The organism is Prosthecomicrobium pneumaticum (genome assembly GCF_014199915.1).
Lineage (GTDB): Bacteria > Pseudomonadota > Alphaproteobacteria > Rhizobiales > Kaistiaceae > Prosthecomicrobium > Prosthecomicrobium pneumaticum.
On the sequence record NZ_JACHOO010000001.1, the window covers coordinates 235,273 to 247,583 of the forward strand.

A 12,311-nucleotide genomic window follows, 5' to 3' on the forward strand; every position below is an offset into this window, starting at 1 on the left:
CCGCGGCCATGTCGGACGGATTCGATCGCGACGAGATTCGGAAGTGCCGGGAGGTCCCGCCTTGATCGCGATCGGGGAGGCCCTTCCGGTGGCGACGCCGCTCGGCGGGCGCGAGTTCTCGCGCTGGCCGCGCCGCATCCGCACGCTCGGCTACATCCTCGTCGTGCTGTCGCTCGCGAGTTCCTTCGCGACCTTCGCGCTGCTGATGGGGCTGACGCCGATCGATCCCACCGGCGAGGTCGTGGTCAGCGCGATGGCCGTCAACGGCGCGCTGGTCGGCGCGCTGGCGCTCGCCGTCGGCTGGGAGATCGTCACCCTCGTGCGCGCCCGCCGCAAGGGCCGCGCCGCCGCCCGGCTGCACATCCGCGTCGTCGCGCTGTTCTCGATCATCGCCGCCGTGCCGGCGATCCTCGTCGCGCTCGCCGCGAGCTTCACGCTCAATCGCGGCCTCGATCACTGGTTCTCCGAGCGCACCCGGCAGATCGTCGCGACCTCGCAGCAGATCGCGCTCGCCTTCGCCGAGGAGCAGGCGCGCTCGCTGCGCACCGACATCCTGACGCTGCGCCTCGATTTCGAGCGCGCCCAACCGTTGCTCGAGGCGGACCCCGACCAGTTCCAGACCTTCATGAACTCGGTCGCCGCCTTCCGCGGCATTCCCGGCCTCTATATCGTCAAGCCGGACGGCTCGCTGATCGCGCAGGCCGATTTCCAGTTCAAGCTCGCTTTCGTGCCGCCGCCGCCCGAGGCGCTCGACCAGGCCAAGGCCGGCTCCGATCCGGTGCTGATCGCGCCGGGCGCCACGCGGATCGTCGGCGCGCTGATCCGGCTGCAATCCTATCGCGACGTGTTTCTCTACGTGTCGCGCGAGATCGACCCCAAGGTCGTCCGCTACATCAACATGACGACCGACAACATCAACGAATACCGATCGATGGAGCAGACCCGCTTTGCCGTCCAGGTGGCGTTCGGCCTGCTCTATATCGGCATCTCGCTCGTCGTGCTCCTTTCGGCGATCTGGCTCGGCATCGGCTTCGCCAATCGCATCGTCTCGCCGATCCGAAGGCTGATCGATGCGTCGGACCAGGTGGCGCGCGGCAATCTCGCCGTCGAGGTTCCCTACCGCTCGGCGGACGGCGACATCGGCGCGCTCGGCCAGACCTTCAACACGATGACGGCCGAGCTGCGCCGGCAGCAGGCGGAACTCGTCGCCGCCAACGAACTGATCGACAGCCGCCGCCGCTTCACCGAGGCGGTGCTCGCCGGCGTCTCGGCGGGCGTCGTCGGCCTCGACGCGGATGGCAGGGTGACGCTCGCCAATCGCGGCGGCCTGCGCCTGCTCGGCGTCGCCGACGAGCGCGGTGCGATCGGTCGTCCGATCGCCGAACTGGTGCCGGAGCTCACCGATGTGGTCGCCGTGGCGCTCGTCGACCAGGGCCGGTCGGAACACCGCGACCAGATCGCGCTGGTGCGCGACGGTCGCGAGCGTACCCTCAACGTCCGCGTCACCACCGAGCGCTCCGAATCGAACGCGCACGGCTATGTGGTGACACTCGACGACATCACCGATCTGATGACCGCGCAGCGCGGCGCCGCCTGGGCCGACATCGCCCGCCGCATCGCGCACGAGATCAAGAACCCGCTCACGCCGATCCAGCTCTCGGCCGAGCGGCTGCGCCGCCGCTTCGGCAAGACGGTGGGGGAGGGGCGGGAGGTGTTCGACCAGTGCGTCGACACGATCATCCGCCAGGTCGGCGACATCGGCCGCATGGTCGACGAGTTCTCCGCCTTCGCGCGCATGCCGAAGCCGGCGATGGAGGCGCGCGACCTGCGCGATCCGGTGCGCGAGGCGGTGTTCCTGCTCGAGGTCGGCCATCCCGACATCGAGTTCCGGATGGAGCTGCCTTCGGAACCGATGGTCGGCCGGTTCGATACGCGGCTCGTCTCGCAGGTCTTCACCAATGTCGTGAAGAACGCGACGGAGGCGATCGCGGCTCTGCCCGCGGAGGCGCGCGGCACGCCGCGCATCACCGTGACCGGCCGGGTTGAGGGCGATCAGATCGTCGTCGACGTCATCGACACGGGCATCGGCCTGCCGGCGGAAAACCGCCAGCGCCTGCTCGAGCCCTATATGACGACGCGCGAGAAGGGCACCGGGCTCGGCCTCGCCATCGTCCGCAAGATTCTCGAGGAGCACGGAGGGCGGATCGACCTCCTCGACGCGCCACAGGTCGCCGAAGGCGGCCACGGCGCGATGGTCCGCATCACGCTGCCGAAGAGCGAGGCTCCGTTGCCGGAGCCGGCTCGGGAAGCAGCGGCCTGAGACGGGAAGCGTTCATGTCCACTGACATTCTGATCATCGACGATGAACTCGACATTCGGGAACTCGTCGCCGGCATCCTCGAGGACGAGGGGCACGGCACGCGCACGGCCGGCGACACCGACACCGCGCTCGCCGAGATCGCGCGGCGGCGGCCGGGCCTCGTCTTCCTCGACATCTGGCTGCAAGGGAGCCGGATCGACGGCCTGACGCTGCTCGATACGATCAAGGAGCAGCATCCCGACCTGCCGGTGGTGATGATCTCCGGCCATGGCAATATCGAGACCGCGGTGTCGGCGATCCGCCGCGGCGCCTATGACTATATCGAGAAGCCGTTCAAGGCCGACCGGCTGATCCTCGTCGCCGAGCGGGCGCTCGAGGCGTCGAAGCTGCGCCGCGAAATCCGTGTGCTGCGCGAGCGTACCGGCGAGGCCGACGAACTGGTCGGCCGCTCGACCGCGGTCAACCATCTGCGCCAGACGATCGAACGGATCGCGCCGACCAACAGCCGGATCATGATCTCCGGCCCGTCCGGCTCGGGCAAGGAACTCGCTGCCCGCGCCATCCATCGGCTGTCGACGCGCGCCTCGGGTCCCTTCGTGGTGCTGAATGCGGCGACCATCACGCCGGATCGCATGGAGGTCGAGCTCTTCGGCACCGACGGCGACGGCGCGGCGCGGCGGGTCGGCGCGCTCGAGGAGGCGCATGGCGGCACGCTCTATCTCGACGAGGTCGCCGACATGCCGCGCGAGACGCAGGGCAAGATCCTGCGCGTGCTGATCGAGCAGTCCTTCCAGCGCGTCGGCGGGTCGACCAAGGTGCAGGTCGACGTCCGCATCATCTCCTCGACGGCGCGCGACCTCGAGCGCGAGATCGGCGAAGGCTCGTTCCGCGAGGATCTGTTCCATCGCCTCTCGGTCGTGCCGCTCCGGGTGCCGGCGCTGGCCGAGCGGCGCGACGACATCCCGGTGCTCGTCCAGCATTTCGCGGAGCACATCTCCCGCACCACCGGCCTGCCGATGCGGCCGATCGGCGAGGATGCCTTCGCCGTCCTGCAGGCGCACGACTGGCCGGGCAACATCCGGCAGTTGCGCAACAATGTCGAAAGGCTGATGATCCTCGCCCGCGGCGGCGCGACGGAGACGATCACCGCCGATATGCTGCCGCCGGAGATCGGCGAGATCCTGCCTTCGACGCCGGGCCGAGGCGGTGAGCATCTGATGTCGCTGCCGCTGCGCGATGCGCGCGAGATCTTCGAGCGGGAATATCTGACCGCGCAGGTCAACCGCTTCGGCGGCAACATCTCGCGGACCGCCGAATTCGTCGGCATGGAGCGCTCGGCGCTCCATCGCAAGCTGAAGTCGCTCGGCGTCAACTGAGCCCGGAGCCGCCATGTCGCGTATCGCCTATGTCAACGGCCGCTATGTTCCGCTGCGGCAGGCCGCCGTGCACGTCGAGGACCGCGGCTACCAGTTCGCCGACGGCGTCTACGAGGTCTGCGAGGTCGATGGCGGCCGGCTGATCGACGAGCGGCGCCACATGGACCGGCTCGAGCGGTCGCTGAAGGAACTGCGCATCGCGATGCCGATGAGCCGGGTCGCACTCGGCGCGGTGCTGCGCGAGACGGTGCGGCGCAATCGCGTCGGGCACGGCCTCGTCTATCTGCAGGTGACGCGCGGCGTCGCCCCGCGCAACCATCTCTTCCCGTCGCCCGCCGTCCTGCCGGCGATCGTCGTCACGGCGCGCTCCTCCGACGCCGCGGCGGCCGAGCGGCGCGCCGAGGCGGGCGTCGGCGTCATCACCGTGCCGGAGAACCGCTGGGCGCGGGTCGACATCAAGACCGTCTCGCTGCTGCCGAACGTGCTCGCCAAGCAGGCGGCGAAGGAAGCGGGCGCCTATGAGGCCTGGTTCGTCGATGCGGACGGCCGGGTCACCGAGGGCGGCTCGACCAATGCCTGGATCGTCACCGCCGACGGCGCCCTCGTTACCCGGCCGGCGGAGGAGGGCATTCTACGCGGCATCACCCGCACCGTTCTGTTCGATCTCGCCGCGGAGGAGGGCCTGAAGATCGAGGAACGTGCCTTCACCGTCGAGGAGGCGAAGGCGGCGCGCGAGGCGTTCATCACCGCGGCGACCGCTGTCGTCATGCCGGTCGTGCGGATCGACGAGGTGCCGCTCGGCAATGGCGCGCCGGGTTCGATCGCGACCCGGCTGCGCAGCCGCTTCCATGATGTCGCCGAGCGGAGTAGCCTGTTCGCCCGCCCGGCCGGATGAATCGTTCCATCGCGCGCCGCGTCAAGAAAGACGTGACGTGCAACCCGGAAGCGGGCACATTGTTTGGAACGGCCGGCAAGGCAAAGGCCGTCGGGACCGTCGCGTCCCCAACAAGCACGAAGCGTGAGACATAAGAATGGCAGACCGCGCGCAAAACCTTCAGGACACGTTCCTCAATCATGTCCGCAAGGCGAAGACACCGCTGACGATCTTCCTCGTCAACGGCGTCAAGCTGCAGGGCATCGTCACCTGGTTCGACAATTTTTGCGTTCTTCTCCGGCGGGACGGGCACTCGCAACTCGTCTACAAGCACGCCATATCAACCATCATGCCGGGCGCTCCGATTCAGCTCTTCGAGCCGAACGACGACAATGACCGGCCAGGAGCCTGATTGAACGACATCCATGAAAGCCCCGGCGATCGCATCGCCGGGCGCGAGACCAAGGCGGCGCCCGACCGGGCGCTCGTTCTCGTGCCGGTGCCGACCGGCCGCGCCAAGCTCGAAGACGGCTCGCCGCTCGCCCGCCGCAGCGTCGCGGCCCGGGTCGACGAGGCGGTCGGCCTCGCCCGCGCCATCGAGCTCGACGTGGTCGAGGCGATCCCGATCAACATTTCCGAATACCGGCCGGCAACGCTGATCGGCAAGGGCAAGGTCGAGGAGGTCGCGGCGAAGGCCGAGGCCGGCAAGATCGACCTCGTCGTTGTCGACCACGCGCTGTCGCCGGTGCAGCAGCAGAATCTCGAGAAGGCGCTGAAGGCAAAGGTCATCGACCGCACCGGCCTGATCCTCGAGATCTTCGGCGAGCGGGCGCAGACCAAGGAAGGCCGGCTTCAGGTCGAGCTCGCCCATCTCACCTATCAGAAGAGCCGGCTCGTTCGGTCCTGGACCCATCTCGAGCGGCAGCGCGGCGGCTTCGGCTTCCTCGGCGGCCCGGGCGAGACCCAGATCGAGGCCGACCGGCGGATGATCCAGGAGCGCATCGCCCGCATCGAGCACGATCTCGAGACGGTGGTGCGCACCCGCCGGCTGCAGCGCGAGGGCCGGCGCAAGGTGCCGCATCCGATCGTCGCGCTGGTCGGCTACACGAATGCCGGCAAGTCGACGCTCTTCAATGCGCTCACCCATTCCGACATCTTCGCCAAGGACCTGCTCTTCGCGACGCTCGACCCGACGCTGCGCCAGCTGAAGCTGCCGCATGGCGGGGAGGTGATCCTCTCGGACACGGTGGGCTTCATCTCCAACCTGCCGACCCATCTCGTCGCCGCCTTCCGGGCGACGCTCGAAGAGGTCATCGAGGCGACGATCATCCTGCACGTCCGCGACATCGCGCACGAGGACACCGAGGCGCAGGCCGCCGACGTCGCGCAGGTCCTGTCGCAGCTCGGCATCGACGTCGCCGCCTCCGACCGGGTGATCGAGGTCTGGAACAAGATCGACCTGCTGCCGCCCGACCAGCGGCCGGGCGCCGAGGAGATCGCCGGCCGGCGTATCGTCCCTGTATCGGCGCTGACGGGCGAGGGCCTGCCGCGGCTCCTCTCGACCGTCGAGGCGAAGCTCGGCGAGGGCCGCGCGGTGTTCCATGTCGCTCTCTCGGGCGAGGCGCTCGGCGGGCTGCACCGGCTCTACGAGCTCGGCAATGTCCTCGAGCGCCGCGACGAGGAGGACGGCACGGTCCATGCCGTCGTGCGCGTCGCCGACAAGCATCTCGACGCCTTCCGCGACACCTTCCCCGGCGCCCGCGAGCGCCGGGTGAACTGAAGCGGAGCACGGGGGGCTTTTCCATGAGCTCCTGATAGGGAGTTACCTTCGGCTGCGCCGGCGGGGCGTCTCCGGGCCGGCGCCGCCTCTCCGCCCGTCATCCCGGGCGAGGCGAAGCCGGGACCCGGGACCCATCGAGCAGGACGGGAAGACGCGCCTGTCCGGGCGAGGGATGTGCGTCCCCGCGCGGACCATGGATTGAGCCGCAAGGCGATGTGGCCGCCCGGGGCCGGCAGGCCGGCCGATTGCGCTGGCAGAATCGGGCGAGCCGGCTATTCCAGCCCCTTCGCCTCGCGCCACAGCGCTTCCATCTCGTCGAGCGTCGCGGCGTCGAGGCTGCGGCCCGTCTCGGCCAGGCGGCGCTCGATATGGCCGAAGCGGCGGCGGAACTTCTCGTTGGTGCCGCGCAGCGCCGCATCCGGGTCGATCTCGACATGGCGGGCGAGGTTGGCGACGGCGAACAAGAGGTCGCCGATCTCGTCCCCCACCCGGGCGGCGGGGGCTCCGGCGTCGAGCTCCGCCTCGATCTCGTCGATCTCCTCGCGCAGCTTGGCGAGCACCGCGCGCGGATCGTTCCAGTCGAAGCCGACGGTGCCGGCCCGCTTCTGCAGCTTCACCGCGCGGGCGAGCGCCGTCATGCCGGCCGGCACGTCGGCGAGCAGGCCGCCCTCCGTCGGCAGGCCCGCCGCGGCGCGCTTCTGCGCCCGCTCGCGCTTCTCCTCCGCCTTGATCGCCTCCCACATCCCCTTCGCCGAGCGGGCGGAGCGCGCCGCCGCATCGCCGAAGACGTGCGGGTGGCGGCGGATCATCTTCCGTGTGATCGCCGCGACGACGTCGCCGAAGTCGAACCGGCCTTCCTCGGCGGCGAGCTGCGCGTGATAGACGACCTGCAGCAGCAGATCGCCGAGCTCCTCCTCCAGATCGACCATGTCGCCGCGGGCGATCGCATCGGCGACCTCATAGGCCTCCTCGACCGTATAGGGCGCGATGGTCGCGAAACTCTGCTCGATGTCCCAGGGGCATCCGGTCTCCCGGTCGCGCAGCCGGGCCATGATCTCGATCAGACGGGTGATGTCGCGGGAGGGCTGCATGGCGGCGTCGCCGATTCGCTTGCGGGCCGGCAGGGTCGCACGGCGCGCCGGAGAGGGCTACGGGTCGCGATCGAACAGCGTCGGCGCGCCGCGGGCGTGCCGGCTCTCGATCGCCAGCATGCGCCGCTTGGCGGCGGTGCCGCCGGCGCCGCTCCAGGCGAGTCCGCACGGTCCGATCGGCGTGTCGAAGACGGTGAAGGCGATCATGTCGGACTGAAGACCCTCACCCGACCTCTCCCGCAGGCGGGAGAGGGGCTCGTCGCGCTTGCTGGACGGGTGATCCGATCGGCCGGTCGGGGCACCCTCTCCCGCCGCGCGGGAGAGGGCTTCGCCTCTTGGCGAGGCGAAGCCGAGCCTAGATGCGAAGGGTGAGGGCACCTTCCTCCCTTCGCCGATCCGGGAGAAGACCCTCACCCGACCTCTCCCGCAAGCGGGAGAGGGGCTCGTCGCGCTTGCTGGACGGGTGATCCGATCGGCCGGTCGTCGTCTCGCCCTCCGCAGGAGAGCGGTCGAGGAGAGGGGCTCCCCTCTCCCGCCGCGCGGGAGAGGGCTTCGCCTCTTGGCGAGCGCAGCGAGCCTGGATGAGAAGGGTGAGGGCGCCTTCCTCCCTTCGCCGATTCGGGAGAAGACCCTCACCCGACCTCTCCCGCAGGCGGGAGAGGGGCTCGCCGCGCCCTGCAGCCCTACGGCCGTTCCACCGTGATCACCTGGAAGGTGTGCATCACGTCGTCGTCCTCGCGGATCGAGACGTATTCGCCGACCACGAAGCGCTCCTCGCCGAGGCGGAAGCCGGTCTCGTCGTCCTCCTCGCCCGCCTCATAGTCGAAGAACCACTGGCCGCCCGGCCGTCGCGCCAGCCGGCCGACCGCGTCCGCCTCGCCGGGGCGGAAACGGCGGACGCGGCATTCGGCCTTGTGCGCCCTGAAGGTCTCGGCGTCGAGCGTGCCGTCGTCGGCGAGCGGCGCGACGAGGTCGTAGCCGTGCGTCGGGTCGCCGACCGGGTGGCCGCGCTCGCGCGCCAGTTCGAGGCGGATGTGGCGGAAACTCGATGGCAGCGTCGTCATGGGGGGCTCCTGTCGCGTGGTCGGGATCGGGTCGGCGCCGGCCGACCGGGCGGCGGCGAAGCGGGCGGCAGGCCTAGCTGCGGCCGGGCGAAGCGGGCGGATCGGGCCGGTCGGGCCCTTCATCGAGACCGTGCAGATAGGCGATGAAGGCGTCGATATCGGCCGGCGTGAAGGTGAAGACCGGCATCGCCGGATGGCCCGACGAGAGGCCCTCGGCCATCGATTCCTCGAGCGATTCGAGGGGATAGCGCAGATGCAGGTCGCGGAAGGGCGGCGCCTGCGCGAACGGGCTCGGCCCGTGCTTGCCGATCGCGTGGCAGCGGGCGCATTTCTCCTGCGCGATCGCCTTGCCGCGCTGCACATCGGCGGCGAACGCCGGCTGCGCGCCGATCGCCGCGAGCGCCAGAATCATCGGTATCCGTCTCATCCCGAACCTCCTCGCCGCATCCTGCGGCGCCTGCCGATCCGATGATAACGCCGCTGCGGCGCGTCGTTCTGATCCGGATCAAGCTGCACTGCGGCAGAAAACGCATATTGCACGCGATATTCGTTCGTGTTAGCGCTTCGATCCAGGCAGGCGAGGGCTCGGGAGGACTGGAGCCCGCTGCCGAGGGAGGACAATCCGATGACGACACGCCTTTCGGGCGCGCTTTGCCGTGCCTTCTCGATCGCTGCGCTGCTCGCCGGCGCGGCGACCGTCGCCCAGGCTTCCGACAACAAGATCGCGCTCATTCCGGGCGGACCGCATCCCTACTTCGCGCCCTGGGAGCAGGCCGCGGCCGACGCCCAGAAGGACTTCGGCATCGCCGCGGTCGACTTCAAGGTTCCGTCCGAGTGGAAGCTCAACCTGCAGACCGAGCTGGTCGAGAGCCTGGTGACGCAGGGCTACACCGCCTTCGGCATCTTCCCCGGCGACGCGGTCGGCATCAACTCGACGGTCGAGGAACTCGAAGGCGCCGGCATTCCGGCCGCCGCACTCGCGGGCTGCGCGCAGGACCCGACCAAGATGCAGTTCTGTCTCGGCACGGATGTCTACAACTCCGCCTATCTCGGCACCAAGGCGCTGATCGAGGCGATGGGCGGCAAAGGCAAGATCGTCCATCTCGCCGGCCTGCTCGTCGATCCGAACACCAAGCTGCGCATGGACGCGGTCGAGAAGGCGGTCGGCGAGACGAACGGCGCGGTGTCGATCGTCCAGCACATCACCGATACCGACGCGCAGGAAGCCGCCGACCAGAAGATCAACGCGCTCCTCGGCGCGCAGAAGGACCAGATCGACGGCCTGATCTCGACGGCCTACATCCCGTCCGTGGTCGCCGCCAAGTCGCTGCGCAATCTCGGCGACAAGCGGATCAAGCTCGTCGGCATCGACGACGATCCGATCGTGCTCGACGCGATCAAGGACGGCTTCGCGGCCGGCACGATGGCGCAGAACCCCTACGGACAGGGTTATGTCGGCGCCTATGTGCTCGACCTCCTCGCCGGCGGCGGCTGCACCGTGAAGGCCGACGCGCCGTGGATCCAGACGCCGCAGACCGCCCACTTCATCGACTCCGGCACGCTCCTGATCAGCGCCGCCAACATCGCGAGCTACAAGGACGACCTGAAGAAGATCACTTCGGACATCCAGTCCTCCTTCAAGGACAAGTATCTCGACTGCAAGTGAGGCTTTCGCGAGAGACGGCGTGCCGTCTCTCGCGCCATTTCGGCCACCCGGTCGTCATCCCGGCGAAAGCCGGGACCCATTCAGCCGAACCGCCAGACGGCATTCTCCTTGATGGGTCCCGGGTCTGGGCTTCGCTCCGCCCGGGATGACGGCCACCGAGACGCTCAACCCGGACCCCGTCATGACCGTCGCCGATGCCAACGAAGCGCCTGCCCGCCGCGGCGCCTTTCTCGCCGAGAGCGGCAATCTGATCGGGCTCGCCGCCATCGTCCTGATCTTCTGGGTGGTGCTGACGAGCCTTCGGCCCGGCTTCATCTCGAATTTCAACCTCTTCACCCTGTCGCGCTCGCTCGCCATCGACATTGTCATCGGCTTCTCGACGATGGTGGTGCTCGCGACCGGCGGCATGAACCTCGCGATCGGCTCGATCGGCGTCTGCGCCGTGATGGCGGCCGGCTTCCTGATGCAGGGGCTCGGCCTGCCGCCGCTCGTCGCCTTCGCGGCGGCGCTCGCGCTCGGCGCCGCGCTCGGCTGGCTGAACGGCTTCGCGATCGTCCGCTCGGGCGTGAACTCCTTCATCATCACGCTCGCGAGCGCGAGCCTCTATCTCGGCGCCATGCTCATTCTCTCGAAGGCGGTCACCTTCAACGAGCTGCCCGCCGCGGTCGCCGATTTCGGCAAGCTGCGCTTCGGCGGCTTCGTCTCGCCGCTCCTCATCATCGCGCTCGCGATCGGCGCGGCGCTGATCGTGCTCTTCCGCTTCACCGCGCTCGGCCGGGAGATTCTCGCCGCGGGCGCCAATCCGCGCGCCGCCGAGCTCTCCGGCGTGCCGGTCGGCCGCGTCGTGATCATTGCGCACACGCTGTCGGGCGCGCTCGCCGGAGCGGCCGGGCTGATGCTCGTCGCCCGGCTCGGCGCGGCGATGCCCTCGATCGGCCAGGACTGGCTGCTGCCTTCCTTCCTCGCGCCGGTGCTCGGCGGCACGCTGCTGTCGGGCGGCGCCGTCTCGGTGATCGGCACCATGCTCGGCGCACTCCTCGTCACCACCATCCGCTCGGGACTGCTCGTCATGCAGGTCGGCAATTTCTGGCTGCAGCTCTTCCTCGGCGTGATCCTGCTCGCCGCCGTGATGCTCGATCGCTATCGCGGCAAGGTCGCCGAGCGGCGCAGCCTGGGACGCCGCTGATGACACTCGGCCAGCGCCTCATCGCCAATGAATGGTCGGCGATCGCGGTCGCGATCGTGATCGGCGTGGTCGGCCTCGCCGCGACCTCGCCGGCCTTCCTGACGGAGTTCAACCTCTATGTGATGATGCGGTCCTTCTGCGTCGTCCTCGTCGTCGCCTTCGCGCAGATGCTGACGCTCGCCGTCGGGCAGCTCAACCTTTCGATCGGCGCGCTCGGCGGCCTCGTCGCGATCGCCATCGGCGGCATGATGGAGGTGCTCGGCTTTCCGATTGCCGTCGCCCTGCCGATCGGCCTCGCGATCGGCGCGCTCGGCGGCCTGATCAACGGGCTCCTGACGGTGCGGACCGGCATCAACGGTTTCATCATCACGCTCGCCACCGCCTCGGCCTTCACCGGCATCAATCTCGGCATCACCGAGTCGATCCCCTTCTACAACCTGCCTTCCGCCTTCGTGGCCTTCGGCACGGCGCGCCTCTCGGCCTTTCCGATGCTCCTCATCCCGCCGGTGATCGTCGCGCTCCTGCTCGCGCTCTTCCTCGCCCGCACCGTGCCGGGCCGGCAGCTCCTCGCGGTCGGCGGCAATCCGCACGCCGCGCAGCTTTCGGGCGTCCACATGAACGGCATCGTCGTGCTCGCCCATACGCTGTCCGGCCTCCTCGCCGCGGTCGGCGCGATCCTCGCCGTCGCGCAGCTCGGCTCGGCGCAGCCGACCATCGGCCAGGACTGGCTGATCATGTCCTTCGCCGCGCCGATCATCGGCGGAGCCGCCCTCACCGGCGGCCATGTCTCGGTGGCGGCGACCGCGCTCGCCGTCGTGCTGATCGTGCTCATCCAGAACGGCATGGTGCTCGCGCAGGTCGACCCTTACTGGGTGCAGTTCCTGCTCGGCGCGCTGATCCTCGCCGCGGTCGGGCTCAACCGGCTGCGCGCCGTCCGGGCGGGGGAGGCGTGAG

Annotated in this window: 12 protein-coding genes; 8 read left to right on the plus strand and 4 right to left on the minus strand. The window is 69.4% G+C overall.

Annotation, left to right across the window (positions count from 1 at the left end):
- The first annotated feature begins 61 nt into the window (after window positions 1-61).
- The 5 genes from GGQ63_RS01055 (at window position 62) to hflX (ending at window position 6,350) form a co-directional block, all read left to right on the plus strand.
- On the plus strand, window positions 62-2,320 hold the full coding sequence (locus GGQ63_RS01055) for a sensor histidine kinase NtrY-like (protein WP_246429551.1): 2,259 nt from the start codon (window positions 62-64) through the stop codon (window positions 2,318-2,320).
- A gap of 14 nt (window positions 2,321-2,334) precedes the next feature.
- Window positions 2,335-3,696 (plus strand): nitrogen assimilation response regulator NtrX, encoded by a 1,362-nt coding sequence (gene ntrX / locus GGQ63_RS01060; RefSeq protein WP_183851742.1) that lies wholly within the window; start codon window positions 2,335-2,337, stop codon window positions 3,694-3,696.
- Between the two features lie 13 nt (window positions 3,697-3,709).
- A complete protein-coding gene (locus GGQ63_RS01065; RefSeq protein WP_183851743.1) occupies window positions 3,710-4,591 on the plus strand; it encodes a D-amino-acid transaminase in 882 nt (293 codons plus the stop codon).
- A 136-nt stretch (window positions 4,592-4,727) separates the two neighbouring features.
- A complete protein-coding gene (hfq, locus tag GGQ63_RS01070) occupies window positions 4,728-4,982 on the plus strand; it encodes an RNA chaperone Hfq (protein WP_183851744.1) in 255 nt (84 codons plus the stop codon).
- The gene (gene hflX, locus GGQ63_RS01075) at window positions 4,983-6,350 is read left to right on the plus strand and encodes a GTPase HflX (RefSeq protein ID WP_183851745.1); all 1,368 of its coding nucleotides are present in this window, start codon (window positions 4,983-4,985) and stop codon (window positions 6,348-6,350) included. It abuts the gene before it with no gap.
- A 272-nt stretch (window positions 6,351-6,622) separates the two neighbouring features.
- Here hflX and mazG read toward each other — a convergent pair whose 3' ends face one another.
- The 4 genes from mazG to GGQ63_RS01095 form a co-directional block, all read right to left on the minus strand.
- A complete protein-coding gene (gene mazG, locus GGQ63_RS01080) occupies window positions 6,623-7,441 on the minus strand; it encodes a nucleoside triphosphate pyrophosphohydrolase (protein ID WP_183851746.1) in 819 nt (272 codons plus the stop codon).
- Between the two features lie 57 nt (window positions 7,442-7,498).
- Window positions 7,499-7,648, minus strand: a complete 150-nt coding sequence (locus GGQ63_RS01085; protein WP_183851747.1) for a hypothetical protein — start codon at window positions 7,646-7,648, stop codon at window positions 7,499-7,501.
- Window positions 7,649-8,124: 476 nt separating this feature from the next.
- Window positions 8,125-8,505: a hypothetical protein gene (locus tag GGQ63_RS01090; RefSeq protein WP_183851748.1), complete on the minus strand. Its 381-nt coding sequence runs from the start codon at window positions 8,503-8,505 to the stop codon at window positions 8,125-8,127.
- Between the two features lie 73 nt (window positions 8,506-8,578).
- Window positions 8,579-8,932, minus strand: coding sequence for a c-type cytochrome (locus GGQ63_RS01095; protein ID WP_183851749.1), 354 nt, complete (start codon window positions 8,930-8,932; stop codon window positions 8,579-8,581).
- Between the two features lie 198 nt (window positions 8,933-9,130).
- Between GGQ63_RS01095 and GGQ63_RS01100 the strand changes: the two genes are divergently transcribed.
- From GGQ63_RS01100 to GGQ63_RS01110, 3 genes are all read left to right on the plus strand, one after another.
- Window positions 9,131-10,171 (plus strand): substrate-binding domain-containing protein, encoded by a 1,041-nt coding sequence (locus GGQ63_RS01100; protein ID WP_183851750.1) that lies wholly within the window; start codon window positions 9,131-9,133, stop codon window positions 10,169-10,171.
- A gap of 181 nt (window positions 10,172-10,352) precedes the next feature.
- Window positions 10,353-11,357: an ABC transporter permease gene (locus GGQ63_RS01105; RefSeq protein ID WP_183851751.1), complete on the plus strand. Its 1,005-nt coding sequence runs from the start codon at window positions 10,353-10,355 to the stop codon at window positions 11,355-11,357.
- Window positions 11,357-12,310: an ABC transporter permease gene (locus GGQ63_RS01110; protein ID WP_183851752.1), complete on the plus strand. Its 954-nt coding sequence runs from the start codon at window positions 11,357-11,359 to the stop codon at window positions 12,308-12,310. The genes GGQ63_RS01105 and GGQ63_RS01110 overlap by 1 nt, the downstream gene beginning before the upstream one ends.
- Window position 12,311: the final 1 nt, after the last annotated feature.